This window comes from Agathobaculum sp. NTUH-O15-33 (genome assembly GCF_033193315.1).
Taxonomy (GTDB): Bacteria; Bacillota; Clostridia; order Oscillospirales; family Butyricicoccaceae; genus Agathobaculum; species Agathobaculum faecihominis_A.
The window spans coordinates 1,813,964-1,840,176 of record NZ_CP136187.1; the positions used below are offsets into that span (position 1 = coordinate 1,813,964).

Genomic DNA, 26,213 nt, shown 5'->3' on the forward strand with positions numbered 1-26,213 from the left:
GTTTTTGTTACGGCGTATTGAGATTCCAATCGATCGGTTCCATGCCGTTTTGTTCTAGAAACGCATTGCATTTGGAAAAATGCTTGCACCCGAAAAAACCGTTGAACGCAGAGAGGGGAGAGGGGTGCGCGCACTCCAGAATTAGATGCTGCGGCGCGGTGATGAGCGGCTTTTTGGAACGGGCGCCCGCGCCCCATAGCAGAAAGACCACCGGCTTTTCGCGTTCGTTCAGCCGCTGAATCACATGATCGGTAAAGGTGGTCCAGCCCAAATTTTTGTGGCTGTTGGCAAAGCCCTGCCGCACGGTAAGCACGGTGTTTAAAAGCAATACGCCTTGTTTGGCCCATTTGGTCAGCGTGCCGTTCGGCGGCGCGTCAAAACCCAGATCGTCGTGCAGTTCCTTAAAAATGTTTTGCAGGCTCGGCGGCGGCTGTACGCCTTCTTTTACCGAAAAGCACAGCCCATGCGCCTGACCCGGTCCGTGATAGGGATCCTGTCCGAGCAGCACGGCCTTCACATCCGAAAAAGAGGTATAGCGCAGCGCGTTGAAAATATCGCTCATAGGCGGGAAAATCGTCTGTTCCGCATATTCCTTCTTCAAGAAATAGCGTATTTTCTTATAATACTCCTGCTCGAATTCGTCCGCGAGCAGGTCGTCCCATTCGTTTCCGATATGCACCATTTCATGTTCACCCCAAGTGTTTTTTGCCATTATAGCACAGGCGCGCGAAAAAAGCTATTGACAAGACGGGAGGAAGCGGGTATATTTGAAGTGTACTAACACAAATAGTACAGATGATACAGTGAGAAGAAAGGAGGCGCGCTCGTGATACAGATCGATTACCGGGACGCCCGGCCGCTTTATGAGCAAGTGGCGGATGAGATCGAGCAGCTCGTGCTGCGCGGCGTGTTGGCGCCGGACAGTCAACTGCCCAGCGTGCGCCAGCTGGCTACCGAGCTTTCCATTAACCCGAATACGATCCAGCGTGCGTACAGCGAGTTGGAGCAGCGCGGCGTGGTCTATGCCGCGAAGGGAAGGGGCAATTTTGTATCGGGCGATTTTTCCGCGCTGCGGGAACGCAGGCTGAGCGAGATCGAACGTGAGGTGCGCTCGCTTGTAGCGGTGGCGCGCGATCTTGGCGCGGACGACGCGCGGCTGAACAGCTGGATACAGACGAAAGGGGAGAACAAACGATGATAACGGCGAAAAACGCCACCAAGCATTTTGGCGGACTGACCGCGCTTGACCATGTGGACGCCGAAATAAGGGACGCTTCGGTTTTTGGCCTGATCGGTTCCAACGGCGCCGGCAAAAGCACGTTCCTGCGCATGCTGGCCGGTATTTTGGCGCCGGATGAAGGCACGGTGGAGATCGACGGCGCCGCAATCTTTGAAAATGTGGCCTTAAAGCAGCGCTGCTTTTTCATTTCCGATGAACAGTTCTTTTTTCCGAACGGCACGCCGGCGGAGATCAAGGACTTTTATAAGAAATACTATCCGCGTTTCGACGAGGCGCGCTATCAAAAGCTGATACACGCCTTTGCCATAGACGAGACCCGCAAGATCCGTACCTTTTCTAAGGGTATGAAAAAGCAGGTGTCTGTCATTTGCGGCGTATGCGCCGGAGCGGACTACTTATTTTGCGATGAAACCTTTGACGGCCTTGACCCGGTCGTGCGGCAGGCGGTCAAAAGCCTGTTCGCGGAGGATGTGGCCGAACGCGGCCTAACGCCTGTGATCGCCAGCCATAACCTGCGCGAACTGGAGGATATCTGCGATCATGTGGGTTTACTGCACCGCGGCGGCATTCTGTTCTCCCGCGATCTGGACGAAATGAAGCTTGGCATGTTTAAAATGCAGATCGTGTTCCGCACGCCGCCGGAAAAGGATGCGTGGGAGGGAATCAACGTGCTGCACCTCGACCAGCGGGGTTCGCTGTATACGCTGACCGCGCGCGGTGGGCGCGAAGAGCTGCAAGCCCGCGTCGCGGGGATGGACCCGACTTTCTTCGAGCTGCTCCCGCTGACGCTGGAAGAGATATTTATCAATGAAACGGAGGTGGCTGGATATGACATCAAAACACTCCTTTTCTGAGGGCGCGCTCCTGCGCGACGGCCTGCGCCGGAACCTCTGGTGCGTTGTCCTTTCCACCCTTGGATTTTTAATGACGCTTACCCTGCCTGTATTGATGCTGATGCAGCGTGCGCTGGAACGGCAAAAGCAGATCGCGGAGGGACTGCTGGGGCCGGAGGTGAATGCGGCGCACTATTGGAAGAGCGATATAAATGCAGTTGGGGCGATGATCGGCGGCAACAACCCGCTGCTTAAGCTGATGTTTATCGTTTTGGCAGTGGTATGCGGTGTGGCGGCGTATATCTACCTGCATTCGCGCCAGCGGGTCGATTTTTATCACGCGCTGCCGATTTCCCGCACGCGGCAGTTTTTGGGCCGTTTTTCGGTCGGCATTTTGTGCGTGGCGCCGGTCTATCTGATTGTGCTGGCGCTGACGATCGGTTGCACCTACGCCATGGGCTTTGGAGAGGCGGTCCAGTGGAGCTATATTGGCGGGGCGGCGCTTAGCATGCTGGTCGTATTTCTGCTCACCTATGCGCTTTCGGCCTTGGCGGCGATTTTGTGCGGCAACACGATTATTTCGTTATTGCTCCTGCTCTGGATACTGTTCGGCCCCGTAGTGGCTGTTCTATTGAAAAACGGTCTGTGCAGAATGTTTTTTGATACCTATGCTTCTACCTATATGGACGGTATACAAATGCTGCGTCTATCTCCTGTTTTACAGATGTTTGAGTTCAACGGTCTGGAGTATGTGACCAGCAATATTGATATGGTGCAGCTATCCGCCGGCGCGCTTCATGTGGTGTACCTGCTTGCGGCCGTGGCGGTCACGCTGTTGTGCCTGTACCTCTACCGCATCCGCAAAAGTGAGCGCGCGGGCATGGCCCTTGCGTTTGAACCGCTTAAGGCGCCGCTCAAGAGCGTGATGTGTCTGATGATGGGCTTGGCGGCCGGTCTGTTGTTTGAGACGATGTCCGGCGGGTTCTGGTTCTGGCCGGGGCTGCTCATCGGCGCGGTGCTGTTTCACTTTTTGGTCGAGATCATCTATGCGTTCGATTTCCACGCGATCTTCAAAAAGCCGGTTCATTTGATTGTGATTCTGGCGGTGTTGATCGGCGGCTGCCTGCTTCTGCGCGCCGATGTGCTTGGCTACGACCGCTATCTGCCGTCGGAAAATAAGGTCGCGGCAGTTGATTTGGATAACGGTTCCGCTCCGATGCTGCAATCACCGGAGAATATTCGCACCGTTCTCCGAATTGCGGAAATGGGTGTTGAAGCGACCGCCTCCGTTCCTCCGGTGGAAAATGCTCCGCAGGCGACATATGACGAGAAAATGGAACCGAGATTTGAATATGTGACGGTTACGTACCGCCTCAAGAGCGGACGCATCGTCAGCCGTGCCTATACCATTCCGATGACAGAGGAACTGGATATGTTGCAGCGGCAGATCACCTCTTCTGAGGAATACAAGCACTGCAAATGGACGTTGTTCACCTTTGATCCCAAGGGGGATACCGGCGAAGAAAAGGCCGCGATCGAAATTATAAACGAGCAAGGCTATGAATCGCAGGGTATCATTTATGATGAAGGACAGGTGCGGCAGATCCTTGACACCCTGCGCGAAGAAGCGCTCACACGGCCGGATACGGCGGTACCCGCGCTGCGTTTGAATCTGGGCTATCAGAAAAAGTGGGACGACGGCAGATCCTATCTGCAGGAAGAGGGCGGCGCGCTTGTCACCCGAGCGGATACGAAAACGCTGGCGCTGATCAAAGAGTTCAGCGGCGTAACGCCGCAGTCCCTTACGGTTGAGGATGTGCGATCCATTGAGATCGCGCCGCTGGGCGATGAAAGCTGGTCGGCCGAGGTGACAGACGCGGTCGACATCGCCCAGCTGATGAAGGACGCGGTCAACTGTGATGTATTCAGAATGTGGGGCGAAGAGGCCTACGAAAACGCATTTGACAAACAGGCGGGCGTACGTGTAATCGCATACAGCAAGCATGGCTCCGACAGCTATACCCTGTATTACCCGCTCGGTAAAACGCCCACGGCGCTGATCGAAGCATACAGCGCCGCGGCGAAGGCGGCGCAACCGGAGGATAACTTGCAAATGGACGGCGAAATCGCCGCCGAACCCGCGCTGCCTTGGTAACACGTCCGTTTAGATCAAAAGCAGGAGAACTCCCCGAAAGGGAGTTCTCCTTTTTGCATATCAACAATTATTTATCGAAAAACGATAAATAATACTTGCAATACAACAAGCCGTATGGTATGATGATCCTAGTAAACATCAAGGGAGGAAATCGCATGAACTGGACGAAGGACAAAAGCCTTGTGTTGTCCCGCGTGAGCGTTATCCTGTTTTTCGCGGCGCTTGTCGCCGTCTGCATTTTTGCACCCAAGCTGCTGGGTTGGCGGCTGGGCTACCACGCCTATTTAATGCCGTTTTATTTGGCCAGCATCTATTGCTCGGCGCCTTTTGCCGCCGCGGTGCTGTGGCAGCTGCACCGGCTCCTGCGCAATATCGGCAGGGGAGAGGTGTTCGTTCAAACGAACGTGCGCTGTCTGCGCGCGATCTCGTGGTGCTGCATCGGCGCGGCGGCGGTTCTATTTGCGAGCGGGTTTTACGATTTCCTGTTTTTCGCGCTGTCGGCCATGGCGGCGTTCGTCGGCCTGATCCTGCGCGTGGTCAAAAACGTCATTGCCGAAGCGGTGGCGATCAAGGCCGAAAACGATTTTACAATTTGAGAAAGGAATTGCCGATATGCCCATTGTGGTCAATATCGATGTGATGATGGCCCGCCGCAAGATGAGTGCAGGCGAGCTGGCTGAGCGCATCGGCATCACCCCCGCCAATCTTTCTATTCTGAAAAATAACAAGGCCAAGGCCATTCGTTTTTCCACACTCGAAGCGCTTTGCAAGGCGCTCGACTGTAAGCCGGCCGACCTGCTGGATTATACGGAGGAATAAACCATGCAACCGAATATCACTTCGGCGAGCGGCGAGATCCGCGCGCCTCAGGTTTCTATACCCAAAACGCCTCAGGCATCGCCCCAAAAGCCGCCCTTTGCCTGTGATCGGACGGATACGCTGTTCGCGGTTTTGGCTTTCGCCTTCGGCTATTTCTATATTTGGTCGTTTGAGAAAACCATGAACAGCCCGCTGATCGCGCTGATTACGGTGGGATACGCGGCCCTCGTGTTGACCTATCTGTATCTGCGGGGACGCCGCCCCGGAGCGGAAAGCTGGTTTTGGATGGCGGTGCTGTTCAGTCTTGGCTTGCCGGTCACGCTGTGGAGCCTAGCGCCAACGCTCCAGATATTTCTGCTGCACGGCGTTGCGCTTTATTGGACCCTGTCGGCCGCCGGCGTGCTGTACGGCGGCAAAACCAGTAATTGGCTGCCGTTTGATTGTCTGTCCGCGCTGCTCGTCGTGCCGGCCGCCAATTTCCCCGCGGCGTTTCGCGCGCTGCTCGTCAAACGCGGCGGCGGAAAAACGCGGCGGCAGGTGGGCATGGTGCTGCTGGGCGTATGTATCGCGGTGCCGCTGCTTGCGTTGGTGCTTCCGCTGCTCGCCAGCGCGGATCAGATGTTTGCCGAAGGCATGCGGCAAACGGGAACGTGGTTCCTGAACAACTGCGGTGATGTGCTGCTGCGTCTTATACTGGCTGTGCCGGTCGGCGCGTGGGTGTATGCCGCCTGCTATGGCGCGGCGCGCGGAGTTCATACCGAACCGTATGACCGCGCTACCGTGCGGCGGATGGCGCAAAAGGCGCATTTGGTGCCCGCGTTGGCGAGCGTGACCGCGCTCATGCTGGTATGCGTGGCTTATGCCCTGTTTATTGCGTTGCAGGGCGGGTATCTGTTTTCCGGTTTTTCCGGCCGTCTGCCGGCCAGCTTTTCCCACGCCGCTTACGCGCGGCAAGGCTTTTTTGAGCTTTGCCGTATTGGTGTAATTAACGTATGCCTGCTGCTGGTAACGCACCTGTTCAGCCGCGCTGAGGATGAGAAAAATCGGGCGCTGCGCCTAGGCGGCGTCGCGCTGAGCGCGCTCTCCCTGCTGCTTTGCGCGACAGCGATGAGCAAAATGGGGCTTTATATCGCGGCCTATGGGCTAACGGTCAAACGCGTGGTGGCAACGGTATTCCTCGTCTGGCTGGCGCTGGTCTTTTTGAGCGCGATCGCGTATCAGTGCAAGCGCTTCGGCATCGTGCGTTTCGCGGCGATCTCCGGCGCTATATTGGTCTGCCTGCTATGCGTGCTGCCGGTGGAACGGCTGATCGCTTCCTACAACGCCGCGCATACTTTTTCCAGCGCCATCGGGTTTCTGTTCACATAAAATAACGGCATCAATCGGGGCCCGCTGCGTTCTATCGCGGCGGGCCCTCAGACTGTCAAAAAACAATTTTTGACAGTCTGTCGATCGAAACAAAGCCCCATTTCGATCGAGTATTCCGGCTCTAGCGCGCGCCCTTTGGGCACACTTCGCCGCCGGTTTGTTCAAAAACCGAGATACATGCTCCCGGTTTTTGGTCAAATTGAAGCAAAGCTTAAATTTTCAATTTTATTACGCGCTGCGGCGCGAATGGTTCTTTGACACGCTGGGGGCCCGCTGCGTTCTATCGCGGCGGGCCCTTGGCCTGTGCGGCCGGGGGCGTTGCTGCCGCGCTTCGCGAAAGCTTTGTGTTGTTGCGTTTGTCCGCCGCTCGCCTTGACAAGTAGCGCTTGGCGGCGTACAATATTAGCGGTTAGCGAATGCGAACAGAAGAGCGGGGGAAACCATGAAAACACTGAACAATCTGCGTCCCGGCGAGGTCGGCGTCGTCGCGCAGATCACGGCGGAGGGGGCGCTCAAGCGCCACTTTCTTGATATGGGCATTACCAAGGGCGTGCCCGTTATGATGGAGCGGATCGCTCCGTTTGGCGACCCCGTGGCCGTGCGGCTGCGGGGCTACAGCCTTTCCCTGCGGCGTGAAGAAGCGAAAAAAATCGTGTTGGAGCAAAGCCGATGAAAAAAAGAACCCTTGCCATTATCGGTAACCCAAACAGCGGTAAAACGACGCTCTTCAACCGGCTGACCGGCGCAAACCAGCACGTGGGCAACTGGCCCGGCGTAACGGTGGATCGGAAAAGCGGCGGCGTGTGTTATAAGGGCACCTCGGTCGAACTGGTCGATTTGCCCGGCATCTATTCGCTTTCCCCCTACACGCAAGAAGAAATCATTGCGCGGGAATACGTTCTTTCCGACGAGCTGGACGGTATTTTAAATATCGTTGACGCCGCCAATATCGAACGCAATCTGTATTTGACGCTTCAGCTGATCGCGCTTGGTCTTCCCATGGTCGTTGCCCTTGGCTTCATGGATGATGTGCGCGCGCAAGGTATCGAGATCGACTGCGCCGCGCTATCCGAGCGTCTCGGCGTGCCGGTCGTGCCGATTAGCGCGAAAAAGGGCGAGAATATGGACGAGCTGCTCTCGGCCATAACCGGTGAAATGCGTCCGCCCGCGCGCCAGCCGGCTTATCTGCACGGCGTGAGCGCGGCGATCCGCCGCGCGGCGACCTTGTTGGAGCCGCTGCCGCTGCGTCGGTGCAGCCTGCCGTTTTACGCGGCAAAGCTGCTGGAAGGCGACGAAAAAATGCGCGAACAGGTCGATCTGCCGCGCGGAACGCGGGATGAGCTGCACGCCATCGCAGCCGGTATGCACAGCCACGCCAATTCGACAGACAACGAAATGGTGCTGGCGGACGCGCTTTATGATTACATAGAAGAGATCGTGGCAGCAAGCTACCGCCACCCGCACGGACGAAAAATCACCGTGACCGAGCGGATCGATAAAATCGTGCTGCACCGGTTTTGGGCGCTGCCGATCTTTGCGTTTTTCATGTTCCTCATGTTTTGGAGCACCTTTGGGCCGATCGGTTCGGCGTTGGCGGATGGGATGGAATATCTGCTGCAAGGGTTGCTGGCGCCTGCGGTGCGCGGCGCGCTCACCACGGTCAATGCGCAGGGCTGGCTGATCGGTCTGCTGTGCGACGGCGTGATCGGCGGCGTGGGCGGCGTTTTAAGCTTTTTGCCGCAGATCGTCATTTTATTTTTCTACCTTTCGATCTTGGAGGATACCGGCTATCTGGCGCGCGTTGCCTTTATCATGGACACGCTGCTGCGCCGCATCGGCCTTTCGGGCAAATCGTTCGTGCCCATGCTGATGGGCTTTGGCTGTACCACGCCCGCCGTGATGGCCGCCCGTACGATGGAAAACGAGAAGGACCGCCGCATGACCATCATGCTCACGCCCTTCATGTCCTGCGGGGCCAAGCTGCCGGTGTACGCCCTTGTCGCGGGCGCGGTGTTTAAAGAGCATCAAGGGCTGATCATCCTCAGCCTGTACGTGCTGGGTATTTTAGTCGGCATATTGGCGGGATTCATTTTAAAGAAAACTGTTTTTCGCGGCGTTTCCTCCGGTTTTGTGCTGGAACTGCCGACCTACCGCATGCCCTCCTTTAAGGGCACGGTGCTCAATATGTGGCAGAAGGCCAAGGATTTTATCACCAAGGCAGGTACGATTATTTTCTTGATGAGCGTGGTCATCTGGCTGCTGCAAAACTTCACGCTGTCGCTCGCCGTGGCGGGTAACAGTGCGGAAAGTATTTTGGGCGTGCTTGGCGCCGCGATCGCGCCGGTGTTCGGTCCGCTCGGTTTTGGACACTGGCAGGAATCCGTGGCGCTGCTGACCGGCCTTGTCGCGAAGGAGGCCGTCGTTTCGACGATGAGCGTGCTCTACGGCGCGGCGGGGGACAGCGCGATGCTGTCCGGGCTGATCGGCACGGTTTTCACACCGCTTTCCGGTTATGCGTTTTTGACGTTTACGCTGCTGTACATGCCCTGTATGTCCGCCTTCGCGACGATCCGGCGCGAAATGGGCGGCTGGCGCTGGGCGCTCGGCGCGGCCGCTTTCCAAACCGGGCTGGCCTATATCGTCGCGCTCGTCATCTACCAAGTGGGCGGTTTGTTCCTGTAAGCAAGAGAAGAAAGGTGGAAGTATCATGGCGATCAAACTGGTCGCGGCCGATCTGGACGGCACGCTGCTGGATAGTGATAAGCAGCTTTCTCCCGATCTGTTTCCTTTGATCGGGGCGCTGGAAAAGCAGGGCGTGCGCTTTGCGCCCGCGTCCGGGCGGCAGTATTATAATTTGCGCGAAATGTTCGCGCCCATGGCGGACGAACTCGTGTATATCAGCGAAAACGGCGCCATGGTGTGCGACGGTGCAAAGGTCATTTCCTTTTCCGCCATGCCGGCGGAGGTGGTACAGCGTGCGGTCGAAACGGCCCGTGAAATTCCGGGCGCGTCGGCGATCTTGGCCTGCCGGGAAGGCGCGTTTTACGAAAACGACAAGGACGGCGTATTTCTTGAAAATATGGCGCATTATTACGCGCGCCGCCGCTATGCGCCCGATCTTTTGCGCTTAGCGGAGCGGGAACCGGTATGCAAGGTCGCGGTCTTTTGTTCGCGCAAAGCGGAATCGACCGTGCTGCCCGCGCTCGCGCCTTTTGCCGCCGAGGCGCAGGTCGCGCTCTCGGGCGCGGACTGGGTCGACCTGATGCGGCCGGGCATGAACAAGGGGCAGGCCATCGGCTCGCTGTGCGAAGCGCTCGGCATCGCGCCGGAGGACTGCATGGCGTTTGGCGATTACCTGAACGATCTGGAGCTGTTGCAGTCGGTCGGCGAATCGTTCGCCATGGCAAACGCGCACGACACACTCAAAAAAACGGCAAAATACATTTGCCCCTCTAACGATGAAGACGGCGTTTGCCGTACCATCCGCCATATCTTAGGTATTGACAAGTGAAAGATTCGTGATAAAATAAAGGCAGAAAAAGCAGAGTAGATCATTTTGCGTTAAGTGCCGCCGAGACGGGGAGTTGTTCGGCGGACGAAAGGGAGTAATTCCTTGCGGTAAAGTGATCGCATCCCGCTGCTGCAACTGTTTAGGCATCTCCTAAATCGCTGTGGCAACAGAGAATTTTTATGGAGGTGTCTTTTTCTATGTCCAAAAAACAAAATATCTTTATCCGTTCGCTGCACGAACTGAAAAGTGTGCGTTGTCTGGCGCTCACGGCATTACTCATCGCGGTGAATCTCACGCTCGATCTGTTGGGCCTCACGATCAAGCTGCCGCCCAATCTGCGGATCGGCTTCGGCTTTTTGTGTAACGCGGCGATCGGCATGCTGTTCGGGCCCACGGTGGCCATGCTGGGCGGCATTGCGACCGATGTGCTCGGCTATTTCGCTGGCGGCTTCACCATGGGCGGCTATTTCCCGGGCTTTACCGTCACCGCCATCGCGGCCGGTTTGATCTGGGGGCTGTGGCTTTATCCGCGCAAGCTCACCGTATGGCGCGCGATCGGCGCGAAAGCCTGCATCAATCTGTTTTGCAACATCGGCCTCAATACCCTGTGGCTGACAATCACGGGCGGCAAGGCAATGGGAGCGCTGCTGGTGCTGCGCGTACCCAAAAATCTGCTCATGCTGCCGGTCGAGATCGCGCTTTTATATTTCGGCATGCGTTTGATCGACCGGTTCTACCGCATGCTGCCCGGCGTGACGGCGCCGCCGCGTCCGGCAAAGCAGCGCACCACATAAACCTTTCGGCAAATAGACTATTTTTTTCTATGCAGGCGGCTCTTTTTTTGGTATACTATAGATATTGGAAAGAACGGAGCTTTTCCGTTTACTGAAAGGATGTGCCGCTGATGAAGCTGACAAGAGAGAGTATTAAGCATCATGCGTCTTGGCGCGGTTTCCGCCTGCCGCAATACGATATCGACGAGACGCGCCGGCTGACGCAGGAAGCGCCTGCCTGGCTGCATTTCGGCGCGGGCAACCTGTTCCGCGCGTTTCCCGCCGTGCTGGCCCAGCGCCTGCTGACCGCGGGCCTGTCGAAGACCGGCGTGATCTGCTGCGACGGGTACGATGAAGACCTGATCGACCGTTGCTATCGCGACCGCGACCACCTGTCCCTCGTCGTGACCGTTTATTCCAACGGCACGCTGAACAAGGAAGTCGTCGGTTCAGTCACGGAAAGCCTCAAGCTGAGCGAGGACGGCGCGCGCCTGCAAGAAATTTTCTTGGCGCCCAGCCTGCAAATGGTCAGCTTTACACTGACGGAAAAGGGCTATGTAATCCAAACGCCCGAACGCGAATTCTTGCCCGCCTATGAGCACGACCGCGTAAACGGCCCGGACGAGGCGGCGTGTTTCTTCGGCAAGCTGAGCGCGCTGTGTCTGGCGCGCTGCCGCGCCGGTCTGCCGCCGCTGGCCCTTGTTTCGCTGGATAACTTCCAGAACAACGGCGAGCGTTTGGAACGCGCCGTTCGCCTGATGGTCGAAGCGTGGCTGGAAAACGGCTTGATCACCGAGGAAGAGTGCGATTATCTGCTTCGCCAGTGCACCTATCCGGTGTCGATGATCGATAAGATCACGCCGCATCCGGATGAACGCATTGCCAAAATGCTTGAGAAGCAAGGGATCGAAGGCATGCTGCCGTTTGTTACCGCGAAAAACACCTATGCCGCCGGCTTTGTCAACACCGAAAGCCTGCAGTATCTGCTGATTGAAGATGCGTTCCCGAACGGTCATCCGGCGCTCGAGCAGTGCGGCGTTATCCTGACCCGCCGCGACATCGTCGAACGTTCGGCGCATATGAAGGTAAGCACCTGCATGAACCCGATGGATACGGCGCTGGGCGTTTTCGGTTGCTTGCTCGGCTACAATAAGATCAGCGATGAAATGAAGGATCAGGAATTGGTCACGCTGGTCACCCGTATGAGCGAATTGGAAGCCATGCCGATGGTGGCCGACCCGGGCGTGATCGATCCGGTCGAGTTCCTGCACCGCATTCTGGGCGAGCGCTACCCCAACCCCTTCCTGCAAGACACGCCCCAGCGTATCATGACCGATACCTCGCGTAAGCTTTCGCTGCGCTTTGGCGAAACGCTGTACGCCTACTATAACTCCACCTCGCCGATGCACAAGGCCACCAAGCTGATCTACATCCCGCTGGTACTGGCCGGTTGGCTGCGCTATCTGGTCGGCGTGGATGATCGCGGCGAGGCGATCGAGCTGAGCTCCGACCCTAACCTCGACACTGTGCGCGCCATGATGGGCGCGGTCAAGCTCGGCGATCAGGTGCCGGAAAAACAACTGTACAAGCTGCTCAGCAGCCGTATGTATTTCGGCGTCAACCTGTTCGAGGTCGGCGTGGGCGAGATCGTGGTGCAGCTCTTTAATGAGATGAACCGCGGCCCGCGCGCCATCCGCGAAACGCTGAATAAATACTGCGGCGAAGGCAGCGAAAAATAAAAGCTGCTATGTAAAACCCGCCCGGAACACGTTGGTGTTCCGGGCGGGTTTTTACGTTTGGGGCTGCGCCTCCTGCAAGGGCGCGTTTTTCAGCCATTTGTCCCCGCGGAAGCGGGTGACAAAGCAGATGGAGCGGCACAGCCAGTCGCATACCATGGCAATCCAGATGCCGAGCGCGCCCAGATTAAACTGTACGGCAAGCACATAACCGGTCGCGAGCCGCACGAGCATCATCGAGGCAATGGCGCACACCATGGGGTAGCGCACATCGTTTGCCGCGCGCAGAGCGTTGGTGAGCGTGAAGGAGGCGGGCCACAGCAGAATGGCGCTGCCGTTATGGATCGTCACCAGCAACTGGGCAAGCGCGAGCGTTTCGGGCGATAAATTGTAGATACGCAAGATCAGCGGGCACAGTAAGATTGTGACAATGCAGACCGCGGCGGAGATCTGATAAGTAAGCCGCATCAGCTTTTTGACCATTCGCCGTGCCTGCGCCGCGTCGCCCGCGCCGATGCATTGGCCGACAACGGTGATCATCGCAAGGTTGATGGCTTGGCCGGGCAGCACGCCGATCGCGTCCAGATTGTTTGCGACCGCATTCGCCGCGATCTGCGTGGTACCGAACAGCGCGATGATGCTGACGACCAGCACGCGGCCCAGCTGAAACAGGCTGTTTTCCAGCCCGTTCGGCACGCCGATCTGTAGGATGCGGCGGATCAGCCCGCCGTCCGGCTTGAACGAGCCGCCGCGGGAGAGCGATACTTCGTGCTCGGGCGCGCGCAGCAGCAGTAAGATGGCGACGGCAGCGACCAGCCGGGCAAAAGCGGAGGCGGCAGCCGCGCCGGTCACGCCCAGATGGAAGCCGAAGATTAGCAGCGCGTTGCCGCCGATGTTGACGATGTTAATCAGGCCCGCGATCATCATGGACACGCGCGAATTGCCCTGTGCGCGAAATAGGGCCGCGCCGGCATTGTACAGCGCTAACGCCGGAAAGGAGATCGCGCTGATCGTCAGGTAGCGGAGCGAGCTGCTCATCACGTCGTCCTCGATCGAGCCGAACAAGAGGCGGAGCAGGGGCGTGCGGAACAGCAGCACAAGGCCGGTGATCACAAGCGAGATCAGGGCAACGACGGTGAGCAGCTGCTTGGCCGCGCTGCAAGCGCGCTCTCGTTCTCTGGCGCCGAGCAGCTGCGCCACAACGACCGCGCCGCCCGTGGAAAGCGCGGCGAAGATGTTGAAGATCAGTACATTCAGCATGTCGACCAGAGACACGCCGGAGACCGCCGCCTCGCCAACGGAGGATACCATAATAGTATCCGCAAGGCCGATGGTGAGCGAAAGCACCTGCTCGATGATCAGCGGCACAATCAGCTTTTTAAGCTTTGGTTTGTCAAATAGATCCTTATTCGTTTTCGTGCGCCTTCTTTCAAAGAATGATGCGGTAGGCCTCGGTCAGCCGTTCAAGCGACCATGCGGCGTTGGCCGGGCTGGTTGAGGGCAACTGGGTGATCGGTACGTGCAGCGTGGGCTCGATCAAGCGGCGGTACAATTCGGCTGATTTTGCGCCCGTGGCGAAAATACGCTTGATCTGCGTCTGCCGCAGCAGCGCGCCGATATCGTTCGGCACGGCGTTTTTGATCGAAACGTCGGATGCGCCCGCGATCTCGCACCGCGCGATCGTATCCCACAGGGCAATGCCGTGGGTCAGGCAAAGCGTCCGCTTGTCCTCGATCGTCTGCGGCGCGGATACCTCCAACACGGCGGCCAGTACGCGCCAGAACCGATTTTGCGGGTGGGCGTAGAAAAACTCCGCCTGCCGCGATTTGGGGCTTGGGATTGAGCCGAGCAGCAGCACGCGGGAGTTTTCGTCATAAAGCGGCGGTATGTTGTGTACGACAAGCTCGGGCGTCATATTTCCTCCTCAATGACCGATAAAAACGGGCGGAACGCGCTAGGCAGCGCATAGTTGGCGCGCAGCGCGGCGAGGGTGACGAATTGCAGCTCCTCTGGGCGGCCCGACAACTCGACGTAATAGCCCGTCATATGCCATTCCACATGCGTAAAAATATGTTTGGCAGGGCGTAGAGAGAACAGGTTGTCCACCTGCCAGCCGCGCGCGGCAAGGGCTTGGCGCACCTCGCTTGGCGTTAAATGGCCGGCCAGAGCGGGCAACTCCCAAAGCCCGGCGAGCAGGCCGGTTTCCGGGCGCTGTGACAGCCCTACAAGCGCGTCGGCACGCACGAGCAATACCGTGTGCTCCTCGATGCGGCGGGGCTTCTTAGGGGCGCGTTTGGGCAGCAGGGAAGCGGTGCCGTCTTCCAAAGCGGCGCATAGATGCCGCACGGGGCAGGCGCCGCAGGCGGGCGCGCCGTGCGGCAGGCAGACGGTCGCGCCAAGTTCCATCAGCGCCTGATTAAAATCGCCCGGACGGTCGTGCGGGATCAGGTCGGAAAGCCGCCGCGCGATTAGCTTCTTGTATTTAAGGTCGGTGATCGGGGTCTCATCCGCGGTCAACCGGGCGGCGACGCGCAGCACGTTGCCGTCCACCGCGGGCTGGGGCAGGCCGAAGGCGATCGAAGCGATTGCGCCCGCCGTATAGTCGCCGATACCGGGAAGCCCGAGCAACGCGTCGTAATCCGCGGGCAGCGCGCCGCCGTACTGCGCGCAGACGATTTTGGCCGCCTTGTGCAGGCTGCGCACCCGGGAATAATAGCCAAGGCCCTCCCAAAGCTTCCAGACATACCGCCTCGTCCGCTTCGGACAAGGCCTCAATGGTGGGCAGCGCCTCCATCCAACGCTCGAAATAAGCGCGCACCGCCTCCACGCGGGTTTGTTGCAGCATGATCTCGCTCACCCAAACGCGATAGGGCGTTGGCTGGGCGCGCCAGGGTAGGTCGCGCCCAGCGCCGTCATACCAATCGAGCAGGGGGAGATGAGCGCCTCGCTCAGTCCTCCACGGGGCATATCATATCCTCCAGCGTCTGGCCGGTATAGTACATGGTAAAGGTCGCGTCCGCAACGTGCTCGCCGCGGTCGTCGAACACCTCTACCAGAAATACGCCGGTCGTCCGCCCGGCCTTTCGCTCGGTCGCAACGGCGCGCAGCGTGCGGTCGGGCTTGCCGGGGCGCAGATAATTGGTGGAACTGTTCAGCGTCACCGCGACCCTGCCGCGCGAGGCCGCCGCCGTACCGGCCGCGACGTCGCACAGGGAATAGATCGTGCCGCCGTGCGCCATGCCGAGGGGGTTGAGCAGTGCGGGAGATAGCGCCAGCGTGACCTCCGCGTGCCCCTCGGTCAGTTCGGTAATCTGCATGTTCATCAGGCGGTTCAGGCCGCTTTGCTGCTGCCGCCATTTTAAAATTTCATGTGTGCTAAGCATCGTTCGCTCTCCTTACATCGTTTCAGAAAAAAGAGAAAACAGGTCGATTGCTCAAAGAAACAATCGACCTGTTCACATGGTGGGAGGTGGTGGATTCGAACCACCGAAGTCATAGACGACAGATTTACAGTCTGTTCCCTTTGGCCACTCGGGAAACCTCCCATATGAAATTGTGCGCCGGTTTGAAGGGTGGTGGAGCTGGTGGACGGACTTGAACCCCCGACCTGCTGATTACAAATCAGCTGCTCTACCAACTGAGCTACACCAGCATTTTGCAGGTTTTGTTTTTCGCTCGGCGACGGTATTTATAATACCATAGGAGGCGGGGACCTGTCAACAGTTATTTTAAATTTTTTGTAATGTTTTAGGTTTTTGCCCGGAAAGACCTTCGAGCGCGTCGGATACCTGCTGCAGCACGGTGAGCAGAGATTTAGAAACAGAGGGATACCGGCGCAGCAACTCGTCCGGCGAAATGGAATATAGTGTCGAAATTTTGAGGGCTGATAAATATAGTATTTTCAACAGTTTATTTGTCCGGAAATGAAAACCGATTATGCAAAACGGCAGAGACTTATGATATACTTTGACGAGGAGGAAAGAATTATGAAACAGATTATTGACTGGGATTTTGCAGATTCCGTCCTGCCGCTCCGCGCGGCGGATTCCAATAAAAACAATTATGGCCGCGTTCTTTGTATATGCGGCAGCGCTATGTATTCCGGCGCCGCTTATTTTGCCGCCATGGGCGCGGTCCGCATGGGAAGCGGGGTGGTGACGCTGGCGTCTCCGCGCGCTGCTTGGCAGGCGCTGGCGGCAAAGCTGCACGAGCCGGTCATATGTCCGATGCCGGAGGACGACGAGGGCCGTCTGCATCAAGACGCGCTGCCGCAGCTATTATCACTGGCCGGTAAAGCGGACGCGGTGCTGATCGGTTGCGGTTTGGGCCGGTCGGATAACGTGACAAAAATCGTCGGTACGCTGCTGCGCGAAACTTTATGCCAAATCGTATTGGATGCGGATGGCATAAATGCGCTTGACGGACATATGGATATAGTACGGCAGGCTGCGCGGCCGGTGGTACTGACGCCGCATGCGGGAGAGTTCGCCCGCCTTAGTGGGATTAGACAGCCGGACGAGTCGTCGCTCGCTCATTTTGCGGTGGACAACCGCTGTATCCTTCTTTATAAAGGGCATCGCACACGGGTCGCCACGCCGGAGGGGCAACTGTTTGAGAACACCTCGGGCAATCCGGGCATGGCCAAGGGGGGAAGCGGTGATGTTTTGGCCGGCATGATCGTATCGCTCTGCGGGCAGGGGCTGTGTGCGGCAGACGCAGCCTGCACCGGCGCTTTCCTGCATGGCAAGGCGGGCGATCTGGCCGCCAATGAGCTGAGCGAATACGGTATGACGCCAAGCGATATGCTGCACTATCTGCCTCGCCTGCTGAAACGCTATAATACAAGGGAGTGGTGATCTGAAAAGGAAGCTTTTGCCGTTGCTCGCACTTTTTCTATTGCTAACCGCCTGCGGCGGCGCGGTTGCGAACGATGAAAGCGTGCGTACACATTTTAGCGAAGTACCGGGCTTTACCGCCCATATAAAAATTTTATCCAATTTAGGGCAATCAGTACTGGAATATGAGCTGGACTACGTTTATAATAAAGAAGATAGCGACTCCTTCACCGTGACCGCGCCCGCATCGCTTTCCGGCATTTCGGGCACCATTGCCGGTACGGACAGCGCGCAATTTTCCCTTCAGTACGATGGCGCGGCTCTGGACGACGCCATGCCGCAGCGCACCGGACTGACGCCGGCGGACGGTCTGTTCTGCCTGCTTTCCGATTTGCGCAGCGACGTACCCGCCGAGCGGTGGAGCGAAGAGGTGGCCGGACAGACCCTGCTGGTGCTGCGATATGAAAGCGACAGCGCGGACGGCAAGATTGTAAAGCAGGTATGGCTGACCGAGGACGGCCGCCAGCCCGTGTGCGCCGAACTTTATGCGGACGACACCTGTGTGCTGACAATTCAAGTGATGGAGTATCAGGAAAAGACGTAGATCGAGGATGAAGAGGAATGGAGAAAAACCGACACCGCGTGTGGGCCGAGATCGACCTGCGCGCCATTGAAGAAAACTATAAAGCCATCTGCGCGGCGGCGAAATCGCCGGTCCTGTGCGTGGTAAAGGCGAATGCTTATGGCCACGGCGCGGTGCGCGTCGCACAGCTTCTTGCGTCGTGCGGCGCGCCTTACTTTGCCGTGGCGACCGTGCAGGAAGCGGTCGAATTGCGGGAGAACGGCATAGAAACGCCAATCTTGAATTTGGGCTATATTGACGAAAACGATATGGATACCGTGGTACGGCAGCATATCACCGCTTCCGTGTACGACCGCGAGACCGCCGAATTGCTTTCCGCCGCCGCGGTAAGCGCCGGGGAAGAAGCTACCGTACATTATAAGCTGGACACAGGTATGACGCGTCTGGGGTTTCCTGCGTGGGAAAAAGAGGAGACGGTGCAGGCCGTTCTGGCTGCAAGCCGGCTGCCCGGCCTACGTTCAGAGGGGATATTCACGCACTTTGCGGTTGCCGATACGCTGGATGGACAGGCATATACCGCCATGCAGTACGAACGCTTTGACGAAATTTGCGCGGCCCTTGCCGCAAACGGTTTGGAGCTGCCGCTGCGCCACTGCGCCAACAGCGGCGCGATCCAGCAGTACGCGGAAACACACTGTACCATGACGCGCGCGGGCATTATCCTATATGGCTACTCGCCCGATCCGGCGCTGCCGCGTCCGATCAAGCTGCGGCCCGCCATGACGGTCAAGGCCCGCGTCGTGCAGGTGCGCGATATCCCCGCGCACACTTCGGTCAGCTACGGCCGCGCGTTTGAAACGGAGGAGGCAATCCGCATGGCGGTCGTCGCCATGGGCTATGCGGACGGATATTTGCGCACGGGTTCGGGTAAAGCGCACGTGTTGCTCGCAGGACAGCTTACACCGGTGCTCGGCCGCATCTGTATGGATATGTGCATGGCGCGCGTACCGGATGGCGCGCCGGTCAGCCGCGGGGACGAGGCTGTGATCTTTGGCCCATCGGGCCTGACGGCGGACGATGTCGCTGAAGCCGCGGGCACCATTTCGTACGAAGTGATGTGCGCGATCAGCCGCCGCGTGCCCCGGATATATTTTTGATTGACAAAAGGCGCTGCCTTTCCATAAGATGAAACGGGAGAACAATATTTCTCCCGACGCAGTTTTTCGCGCGGCTCATAAAAATAGTGCTTTTTATGTGGGATTAGTATAACTTTCCGCCGCGCGGGGAAAATAGATTTGCAGCCGCAGATGCGGTGCAAATCTATTTCATCGGAGTGTGAACCAAGTGGATAGCAGCATCAAACGAGGAGACATTTACTATGCCGACCTCAGCCCTGTGGTCGGTAGCGAACAAGGTGGTATCCGTCCCGTACTTATTGTCCAAAATAATGTGGGCAATCGGTATAGCCCGACGGTCATTGCCGCCGCTATTACCTCGCAAGTCAATAAAGCCAAAATGCCGACGCATATCACGCTCGGCGCGCCCAATTTCGGACTGACCAAAGACTCGATTATTTTAGCCGAACAGGTTCGAACGTTGGATAAAAAACGCCTGCGAGAAAAAATGGGTTCGCTTGACGAGAATGCTATGCGACACGTCGACGAGGCGCTCGCCGTCAGTTTCGGGCTGGGTTCCGTACAAGGTTGATTGGGCTGTTTTGCATGCAATGCAAACGGTCCGCTATAATATAAGCTGATAAGAATCGCAAAGAAAAACGGGTCTGCTGTTGCAGATCCGTTTTTCTTTGCGATAGGTGATCCGGCTCATCCAAACGATCAACTTCATCAAAATGTGTTCACATACCCGTATAAGCGATTGCATTTGCAGACTTCATCCGATATAATGAAAATTAAAGTACATGCTTGCTCTCGGGCTATCGGATGAAGGAGAAACAGCGATGGAAAACCAAAAGACGGAACATAATCCGGAGAATGCCGGAGCTTCGGCGCAACCCGACGCGGACAGCCGGCTCCTAGCGTGCCGCCTGTGGAAGAAGCGGGCGCAATATTTCAAATGGATGCTGGATGAATATGCCGATAACGCTTACGTGGCGGATATGGATACTTATGAGCTTTTGTATCTCAACAAGGCCTCCTGCCAAACAGTAGGCCTGTCGCTGGAAGAAACGTTGGGGCGAAAATGCTATGAAGTGATCCAAGGCCGGTCTTCGCCCTGTCCGTTCTGCACCAACCATTTGCTTTCCGAGGATTCATTTTACGAATGGGATTATTATAATCCCCATTTGGGTCATGCTTACATCCTGAAGGACCGCATCATCGACTGGGAGGGCCACCGGGCCCGTCTGGAGCTTTCGCACGACGACCTCAGTTTGGAATATACGCTGGAAAAGAAGGAGCGGGAGCGTGAAGCGATTATCCGCACCATTCCGGGCGGCTTTGCGCGTGTGGACGCCCGGGATATGCGGACGGTCCTCTGGTACGGCGGCGGATTCTTGCAGATGATCGGCTACACGGAAGAACAGTTCCATAACGAACTGCACGATAAGTGCACCTATGTGCACCCGGACGATATCGAACGCGCGGCAAAAGTCATGCAAAGCGCCAAGGAGACCGGCGAGGACACGATCGCGGAAGGGCGAATCATCACCCGAGACGGCGCGATCAAAATTCTTACCATGACATATAGCTATGTCAGCAGCGAAGAAAGCTGGGATGGAATCGAGTCGTTTTACAGCGTCGGCATCGACATTACAAAGGACCGGGATGAACAGCAACGGCAGCGCGAGGTGCTGGAGGACGCTTATCATGCGGCCAAGGTGGCCAACGCGGCCAAGACCAATTTTCTTTCCGCCATGTCCCATAATATCCGCACGCCCATGAACGCGATCATGGGCATGATCACCATCGCGCGGGCCAACCGTGATTCGCCGGAAAAAGTGTTTGACTGTCTGGACAAAATCGATACCTCCAGCCGGCACCTACTGGGTCTGATCAACGAGGTTTTGGATGTATCCAAAATAGAAAGCGGAAAGATCGATCTTTTGTTGGAACCAGTTTGCTTGCCCGTTCTGCTGCAAGGGATCGAGGACATGTGTCAGCCGCTTGCGGGGGAGAACCGGCAGCAGCTGCGCATCGTAGCGGAAAAGCTCTGTCATGAACATGTGATCGCGGACGGAGACCGCTTGCAGCAAATCCTAATGAACCTGCTGTCCAATGCGATCAAATACACGCCGGAACACGGAACAATCACCCTGCGCATCAGCGAATTGTATTCCGCGGCGCCCGGAAAGCGGCAATATGAGTTTGTTTGCAGTGACAACGGCATCGGTATTCCGGCGGAATCCATTGCCTCGGTATTTGAACCGTTTTGGCGGGCTGAGGATCCGCGTATCAGTAAGAACCAAGGCACAGGCCTTGGCATGACCATTACGGAAAACCTTGTGCGGATGATGAACGGCACCATCGAGGTGGAAAGCACGCTGGGGGCGGGCACTACCTTCACCGTATCCGTACCGCTGGAGGTGTGCAGCGACGCGCAGCTCCCGAGCGGAGAAACAACGGGTCCACCGGTTCGGGAGGCGCAACAAGCAGCGGCTTACGCCGCGCGCCGCGTGCTTCTGGCGGAAGATAACGAGCTGAACCGCGAGATCGCGGTGGAACTTCTGCATATGCAGCAGATTGATGTCGACGCGGTGGAAGACGGCAAGCAGGCGCTGGAAGCGTTTCAGGCCGCCGGGCCGGGGAAATACGGCGCGATCCTAATGGATATTCAAATGCCGGTGATGAACGGCTACGATGCAACGGCCGCGATCCGCGCCTTAGACCGGCCGGATGCGAAAACGATCCCGATCATCGCGCTTACAGCGGATGCCTTTACGGTCGACGTGGCGAAGGCACGCAATATCGGCATGAACGATCATATCGCAAAGCCGATCGAAGTGAGCCGCTTGCAGGAAGTGCTGCAAGCTTGGCTCTAAAACAAGTCATACAAGGTGTCAAAAGCGCGTATCCTGTTAAAAGGGTACGCGCTTTTATCGAGCGGAAGGGGGGCGGCGTTGTATGAAAGCCGAGGTACGATATTTGGGCGAGCCGGTGGGCTCGCTCGATTGGACGAACGACGCATACGGCGCGCTCGTCGCACTGGACTGTGCACTGACCGGGGACCCGCTGGCGCTGCTGCGCTGCTATGGACAAACAGCAGACGGAGGCACCCTTCTGATCGGCCTGCCCGAGCCGCGGCAGGGCCGCCTGCGTTTGGAGCGCCGTCTGAGCAGGGAAACGCTCAAGGCGGCGGGGTGCGAGCATACGGTGCCGCAGGATTTCTATCTTGCCTTGCAGCCGGAGGACAGAGCGCCCGCGCCCCCGCAGAAACAGGAAGATCCGCCGGAGCCGCTGCAAGCAGCACAGCAGCCGGAGAGAGCCCTCTTAACGACGGGCGAACCGCTTCTGGACGCGCTGATCCGGCAAGGCGAGGTGCAATGCGAAATGCAGGAGGGGGACGCGGTGGTGAGCTGTCCGTTTGCGCATGATCAGCCGTTTGCGCTGGCCCCGGCCTTTGTGCTGTGTTCCGTCGAAGCCGGCCGGGCCGCGCTGCGGTGGAGCCGGACAAAAAAGATCCCGCCCGGCGAATAGTGTCGCAGGGCGGGATCTATGTTACTTGACGATCGCTTTGGCCTCCAGATAATAGCGCTTTTCATGCGCTTCACCCATCGAGAAGGTCTTGCGGGGCAGCACGCCGTCGAAGATCACGCCGCGGAACAAATCGTTCTTGGCGATATCGGGCAGGAAAAAGCCCATGTTGCCCGGCTGTGTGCCGCGGGCTTCAATCACATCGGTGCCGTGGATATAGTCGATCTTAGCGTCCGCGTGGGCGGCGTAATAATCGTCCAGAAACGCTTGCAGCGAAGCCAGCGGCAGCGAGTAAGGCGCGTTCTTGACGATCAGATCGCCGCAACGCTTATCGGAAATAAAGGGGAACACCTGTGTGTGCTCGTCCGCCTTGCCGGTGCCGGCGGCGGCAATCTCCGCGGAGCAGCCGTGCTTTGCAAAATACGCAACGGACGCGTCCAGCAGATCGTCCACGTCGACATTGAACAGCAAGCGGTGGATCGGTTCGATGATCAGGCTTTCGTCATGGATATTGACGACCTCGACCAGCACAAAGCGGGCGGGATGATCGGCGCGTTCAGCTTCGGAAAGCTCCTGCTTCACCTCGTCCCAATAGGCCTTGGCGGTCGCCACGGAGTGGTTGCCGTCGCCCACGGCGTAGGGCAGCAGCGCGTGCGCGTCGGTGCAGCCGTACTTCTTGTTGAAGGCGTCGCGGTCGCACAGCGCTTCCAGATGCTGCTGGATTGCCTCGGTCTCGTCGCCCTCCGGGATGAACCAGCCGGTGATGTGGCCGCCGTTCTGCATCAGGTCGGTGTCATACAGCGTCTCGAAGGAATGCTTCTTGGCGAACAGCGGCTCGATCACGGTGCGCTCCGGATCGTCGATCAGGATCATGATATGCGGCAGTTCCAAACTTGCGCCACGGCGCACGGCCAGACGGGGCGGAATGCGCTCTTCCACCGTCTTTTCCGTCGGACGGATCAGGGACTGGGAGCCTGCTTTGTATTCGTAATCCTCAAGATCCATGGCCAGCACAAGGCCGCGGCGCGGGTGCGCGCCGCCGGATTGGCGCTCGGTCAAAACAAAACCGGCGGGCAGGGTGTACAGCGTGCCGTCCGCAACATACTGCTGCATGGTCTGGTGAATGGTGGAAATGCGGGCGGATACGTCCGCCTCCTCCAGATAGACTTCGGGAAGGGTCAGGCGAAGGGTGGAAGGCGCCGTGCCGACGACGCGTTCGGTTTCCTGCCAATACTCCGGCTCGGAAGTGTATTGGTCACAGGCTATGACAGCCCATTTGGATAAATCGGTCCCTTTCTTGGGCATGATGATGTGTGGCACACGGGTGCAACGCTTGTCCATAAAAGTCGTTCCTCCTCAAACAGGTTTAAAAATGATTGTAGTAAGCGAAACTATGTTATGCATAAGGGGGAAAGCCGTTGTTTTGCATGGCGGCTTTCAGCGATAGACAATATTATACCAGATATTTTAAGGGGCGGCACGTGCATTCGGCAATTTTTTTAATGTTTTTTGAAAGTGTCTGTCCGCACTTGACGAAAACAACAAGATACCTTACAATAGTAATAGTATTTTTGGTGAGAAAGAACAAGGAGCAGGAGGGAATAGTGAATGCTTAAATGGAAAGCGATCGGCGTATCCGAGGGCTTGGCCCACGCGAAAGCGCTGATTATTAAAGAAGAGGATCTGACCGTTGTAAAGGACACGATTACCGATGTCGCCGCCGAACAGCAGCGCGTGACCGATGCCGTGGAAAAGGCTCAGGTACAGATCGCACAGCTGCGGGACGAGGCCGAAAAAAATATCGGCGCCGCCGAAGCGGAAATATTCGACGCGCATCTTTTAATGCTGGACGACCCCGATTTTGTCGAGGGCATGACCGGCATCATCGCGGATGAAAAGGTCTGCGCGGAATACGCCTGCTTTGTCAACTGTGAAAATTTCCAGCAGATGTTCCGCGCGATGGACGATGAATACATGCAGGCCCGCGCGGCCGATATCGGCGATATCTCAAAGCGGGTGCTGAAAAACCTGAAGGGGATTGCCGATAACGCGATCGACGCCGTGACCGAGCCGTGCATCCTGATCGCGAACGACCTGACGCCGTCCGATACGGCGCGCATCGGCGGCAAGCCGGTCATGGGCTTCATCACGCGCATCGGCGGCCGTACCAGCCACTCGGCTATCATGGCGCGTTCGATGGGCATTCCGGCGATCGCGGGCGCGGGCGACCGCGCGGACGATATCGCGGACGGCGACGATCTGCTGCTTGACGGTTCGACCGGCGAGGTCGTCATCGCGCCGGACGCGGAAACGCTCGCAGATTTTAAAACCAAAAAAGCCGAGGAAGAAAAGCGCCGTGAATTCCTTGCCACCTACCGCGACCGCGAGGGCGCGACCGCCGACGGCCGCCGCGTCGTGATCGAGGGCAACATCGGCAAGCCGGACGACGCGGTGCGCGTGGCCGAGCTTGGCGGCGAGGGCGTGGGCCTGTTCCGCAGTGAATTTTTGTTTATGGACCGCGACGATCTGCCCAGCGAGGAGGAGCAGTTTGGAGCATACAAAAAGGCTTGCGAGGCCATGGCCGGCAAGCCGGTGATCATTCGTACGCTGGATATCGGCGGCGACAAGGAAGTGCCCGCGCTTTCGCTTGAAAAAGAGCAGAATCCCTTCCTTGGCTACCGTGCGATCCGCATTTGCCTGAACCAGACCGATCTGTTCTTGACCCAGCTGCGCGCGTTGCTGCGCGCGGCGCAGTACGGCGATCTGCGCATCATGTTCCCCATGATCTCCTCCGCGGAAGAAATCCGTTCGGCCAAACAGGTGCTGCAACAGGCCAAGGATCTTCTAACGGCGGAAGGCGTTGCGTTTAATGCGAATGTCAAGGTCGGTATCATGATCGAAATCCCGGTGGCGGCGATTTGCGCCGACGCGCTGGCGAAGGAAGTGGATTTCTTCTCGATCGGCACGAACGATTTGATTCAGTATTCCTGCGCGGTCGACCGCATCAATGAAAAGATCTCGTATCTGTACCGCCCGCTGCATCCCGGCGTGCTGCGTCTGATCCGCATGACGGCGAAGGCGGCGAACGAGAACGGAATCGAGGTCGGCGTGTGCGGCGAAATGGCGGGCACGCCCGGCATGGCGCCTATCCTTTGCGGTCTGGGTGTCACGAACCTGTCCATGTCCGCCTCCGCGATGCTCGCGGCCAAGGCGGATCTGGCGGATCACACCTTTGCCGAGTGCCAGACGTTTGCCGAGCAGCTGCTGGCAGCGCCCAGCGCTACTGCGGCGGAAGAACTGTTTGCGGGCTGGCGTAAGTAAAAAATTTATTGTAACAAAAGGGAAGACGCTGTTTCCGGAGCTTAGACCGGAAACAGCGTCTTTCTTATTTGGGATCAGTTTCAGCCCTGACCGGCCAGCTTCTGCTCGTAAGCTTCGATCATTTTCTTAACCATCTGGCCGCCGACGGAGCCAGCCTGACGGGAGGTCAGGTCGCCGTTGTAACCCTGCTTCAGGTTTACGCCTACCTCAGCAGCAGCCTCCATCTTGAAGCGATCCATAGCCGCGCGTGCTTCCGGAACCATACCCTGATTAGAACCGTTGTTCGTGTTAGCCATAATTTTTTCTCTCCTTTTGTTTTTGTGTGTTTGGGTTTCGCTGATAGTATTGTGTGCGAGAAAATTTGCGATATGACAAGAAATTAGTGCGTCC

25 protein-coding genes, 2 tRNA genes, 1 pseudogene and 1 riboswitch are annotated in these 26,213 nt (G+C 57.6%); of the genes and pseudogenes, 18 read left to right on the forward strand and 10 right to left on the reverse strand.

From position 1 onward, the window contains the following. Nucleotides 1-7: 7 nt before the first annotated feature. Nucleotides 8-682, reverse strand: a complete 675-nt coding sequence (gene ung, locus RWV98_RS09190) for a uracil-DNA glycosylase (RefSeq protein ID WP_317865406.1) — start codon at nucleotides 680-682, stop codon at nucleotides 8-10. Nucleotides 683-826: 144 nt separating this feature from the next. Between ung and RWV98_RS09195 the strand changes: the two genes are divergently transcribed. The 11 genes from RWV98_RS09195 (at nucleotide 827) to RWV98_RS09245 (ending at nucleotide 12,438) form a co-directional block, all read left to right on the forward strand. Continuing rightward, on the forward strand, nucleotides 827-1,198 hold the full coding sequence (locus tag RWV98_RS09195; protein WP_280960425.1) for a GntR family transcriptional regulator: 372 nt from the start codon (nucleotides 827-829) through the stop codon (nucleotides 1,196-1,198). Continuing rightward, entirely contained in the window at nucleotides 1,195-2,094 is a 900-nt protein-coding gene (locus RWV98_RS09200) for an ABC transporter ATP-binding protein (RefSeq protein ID WP_280960426.1), read from the forward strand. Before RWV98_RS09195 ends, RWV98_RS09200 begins: the two co-directional genes overlap by 4 nt. Then, nucleotides 2,069-4,228: a hypothetical protein gene (locus RWV98_RS09205; RefSeq protein ID WP_317865408.1), complete on the forward strand. Its 2,160-nt coding sequence runs from the start codon at nucleotides 2,069-2,071 to the stop codon at nucleotides 4,226-4,228. Before RWV98_RS09200 ends, RWV98_RS09205 begins: the two co-directional genes overlap by 26 nt. A gap of 155 nt (nucleotides 4,229-4,383) precedes the next feature. Continuing rightward, nucleotides 4,384-4,824, forward strand: a complete 441-nt coding sequence (locus RWV98_RS09210) for a DUF2975 domain-containing protein (protein ID WP_317865410.1) — start codon at nucleotides 4,384-4,386, stop codon at nucleotides 4,822-4,824. A gap of 16 nt (nucleotides 4,825-4,840) precedes the next feature. Then, nucleotides 4,841-5,047: a helix-turn-helix domain-containing protein gene (locus RWV98_RS09215; protein ID WP_280960429.1), complete on the forward strand. Its 207-nt coding sequence runs from the start codon at nucleotides 4,841-4,843 to the stop codon at nucleotides 5,045-5,047. Between the two features lie 3 nt (nucleotides 5,048-5,050). Then, nucleotides 5,051-6,415 carry a DUF4153 domain-containing protein gene (locus tag RWV98_RS09220; protein ID WP_317865412.1) on the forward strand — a complete coding sequence of 455 codons (1,365 nt, stop codon included), beginning with the start codon at nucleotides 5,051-5,053 and terminating at the stop codon, nucleotides 6,413-6,415. Between the two features lie 442 nt (nucleotides 6,416-6,857). Continuing rightward, the gene (locus RWV98_RS09225; RefSeq protein ID WP_280960431.1) at nucleotides 6,858-7,088 is read left to right on the forward strand and encodes a FeoA family protein; all 231 of its coding nucleotides are present in this window, start codon (nucleotides 6,858-6,860) and stop codon (nucleotides 7,086-7,088) included. Continuing rightward, on the forward strand, nucleotides 7,085-9,097 hold the full coding sequence (feoB, locus tag RWV98_RS09230; protein ID WP_317865414.1) for a ferrous iron transport protein B: 2,013 nt from the start codon (nucleotides 7,085-7,087) through the stop codon (nucleotides 9,095-9,097). Before RWV98_RS09225 ends, feoB begins: the two co-directional genes overlap by 4 nt. A gap of 25 nt (nucleotides 9,098-9,122) precedes the next feature. Then, nucleotides 9,123-9,926, forward strand: coding sequence for an HAD family hydrolase (locus RWV98_RS09235; RefSeq protein WP_317865416.1), 804 nt, complete (start codon nucleotides 9,123-9,125; stop codon nucleotides 9,924-9,926). A 29-nt stretch (nucleotides 9,927-9,955) separates the two neighbouring features. After that, a riboswitch (THF riboswitch) is annotated at nucleotides 9,956-10,057 on the forward strand. A gap of 66 nt (nucleotides 10,058-10,123) precedes the next feature. Beyond that, complete coding sequence (locus RWV98_RS09240) at nucleotides 10,124-10,720, forward strand: folate family ECF transporter S component (protein ID WP_280960434.1); 597 nt, start codon at nucleotides 10,124-10,126, stop codon at nucleotides 10,718-10,720. A 110-nt stretch (nucleotides 10,721-10,830) separates the two neighbouring features. Beyond that, nucleotides 10,831-12,438 (forward strand): mannitol dehydrogenase family protein, encoded by a 1,608-nt coding sequence (locus RWV98_RS09245; protein ID WP_280960435.1) that lies wholly within the window; start codon nucleotides 10,831-10,833, stop codon nucleotides 12,436-12,438. 51 nt (nucleotides 12,439-12,489) lie between these two features. Here the strand turns inward: RWV98_RS09245 and RWV98_RS09250 are convergent, their stop codons facing one another. The 7 genes and pseudogenes from RWV98_RS09250 to RWV98_RS09280 form a co-directional block, all read right to left on the reverse strand. Continuing rightward, a complete protein-coding gene (locus RWV98_RS09250; RefSeq protein WP_305147323.1) occupies nucleotides 12,490-13,809 on the reverse strand; it encodes an MATE family efflux transporter in 1,320 nt (439 codons plus the stop codon). A gap of 55 nt (nucleotides 13,810-13,864) precedes the next feature. Continuing rightward, nucleotides 13,865-14,350, reverse strand: coding sequence for a DNA-deoxyinosine glycosylase (locus RWV98_RS09255; protein WP_317865419.1), 486 nt, complete (start codon nucleotides 14,348-14,350; stop codon nucleotides 13,865-13,867). Next, nucleotides 14,347-15,210: an A/G-specific adenine glycosylase gene (locus RWV98_RS09260; RefSeq protein ID WP_317865421.1), complete on the reverse strand. Its 864-nt coding sequence runs from the start codon at nucleotides 15,208-15,210 to the stop codon at nucleotides 14,347-14,349. Before RWV98_RS09260 ends, RWV98_RS09255 begins: the two co-directional genes overlap by 4 nt. Before the next feature lie 16 nt (nucleotides 15,211-15,226). After that, a pseudogene (locus RWV98_RS09265) lies at nucleotides 15,227-15,280 on the reverse strand (hypothetical protein); the annotation flags it as partial. Between the two features lie 103 nt (nucleotides 15,281-15,383). Continuing rightward, nucleotides 15,384-15,818 carry a PaaI family thioesterase gene (locus RWV98_RS09270; protein ID WP_280960439.1) on the reverse strand — a complete coding sequence of 145 codons (435 nt, stop codon included), beginning with the start codon at nucleotides 15,816-15,818 and terminating at the stop codon, nucleotides 15,384-15,386. A 77-nt stretch (nucleotides 15,819-15,895) separates the two neighbouring features. Further along, nucleotides 15,896-15,980 (reverse strand) — tRNA-Tyr (locus tag RWV98_RS09275). A gap of 31 nt (nucleotides 15,981-16,011) precedes the next feature. Then, nucleotides 16,012-16,087, reverse strand: a tRNA-Thr gene (locus tag RWV98_RS09280). Nucleotides 16,088-16,421: 334 nt separating this feature from the next. On the opposite strand from RWV98_RS09280, the gene RWV98_RS09285 reads away from it, so the two are divergent. From RWV98_RS09285 to RWV98_RS09310, 6 genes are all read left to right on the forward strand, one after another. Then, nucleotides 16,422-17,291, forward strand: a complete 870-nt coding sequence (locus RWV98_RS09285) for an NAD(P)H-hydrate dehydratase (RefSeq protein ID WP_317865423.1) — start codon at nucleotides 16,422-16,424, stop codon at nucleotides 17,289-17,291. 22 nt (nucleotides 17,292-17,313) lie between these two features. Further along, nucleotides 17,314-17,874, forward strand: coding sequence for a hypothetical protein (locus RWV98_RS09290; RefSeq protein WP_317865425.1), 561 nt, complete (start codon nucleotides 17,314-17,316; stop codon nucleotides 17,872-17,874). Between the two features lie 17 nt (nucleotides 17,875-17,891). Next, nucleotides 17,892-19,010, forward strand: coding sequence for an alanine racemase (gene alr, locus RWV98_RS09295; protein ID WP_317865427.1), 1,119 nt, complete (start codon nucleotides 17,892-17,894; stop codon nucleotides 19,008-19,010). 187 nt (nucleotides 19,011-19,197) lie between these two features. Then, nucleotides 19,198-19,560 carry a type II toxin-antitoxin system PemK/MazF family toxin gene (locus RWV98_RS09300; protein ID WP_280960495.1) on the forward strand — a complete coding sequence of 121 codons (363 nt, stop codon included), beginning with the start codon at nucleotides 19,198-19,200 and terminating at the stop codon, nucleotides 19,558-19,560. 250 nt (nucleotides 19,561-19,810) lie between these two features. Continuing rightward, complete coding sequence (locus RWV98_RS09305) at nucleotides 19,811-21,850, forward strand: PAS domain-containing hybrid sensor histidine kinase/response regulator (protein WP_317865429.1); 2,040 nt, start codon at nucleotides 19,811-19,813, stop codon at nucleotides 21,848-21,850. Nucleotides 21,851-21,932: 82 nt separating this feature from the next. Beyond that, the gene (locus RWV98_RS09310) at nucleotides 21,933-22,505 is read left to right on the forward strand and encodes a hypothetical protein (RefSeq protein ID WP_317865431.1); all 573 of its coding nucleotides are present in this window, start codon (nucleotides 21,933-21,935) and stop codon (nucleotides 22,503-22,505) included. Between the two features lie 21 nt (nucleotides 22,506-22,526). On the opposite strand, the gene RWV98_RS09315 is transcribed toward RWV98_RS09310, so the two are convergent. Further along, nucleotides 22,527-23,843: a DUF1015 domain-containing protein gene (locus RWV98_RS09315; RefSeq protein ID WP_317865433.1), complete on the reverse strand. Its 1,317-nt coding sequence runs from the start codon at nucleotides 23,841-23,843 to the stop codon at nucleotides 22,527-22,529. Between the two features lie 267 nt (nucleotides 23,844-24,110). Here RWV98_RS09315 and ptsP point away from each other — a divergent pair, with 267 nt between their 5' ends. Then, nucleotides 24,111-25,823 (forward strand): phosphoenolpyruvate--protein phosphotransferase, encoded by a 1,713-nt coding sequence (gene ptsP / locus RWV98_RS09320; protein WP_317865435.1) that lies wholly within the window; start codon nucleotides 24,111-24,113, stop codon nucleotides 25,821-25,823. Between the two features lie 80 nt (nucleotides 25,824-25,903). Here the strand turns inward: ptsP and RWV98_RS09325 are convergent, their stop codons facing one another. Then, a complete protein-coding gene (locus RWV98_RS09325) occupies nucleotides 25,904-26,119 on the reverse strand; it encodes an alpha/beta-type small acid-soluble spore protein (protein WP_280960500.1) in 216 nt (71 codons plus the stop codon). Nucleotides 26,120-26,213 lie beyond the last annotated feature (94 nt).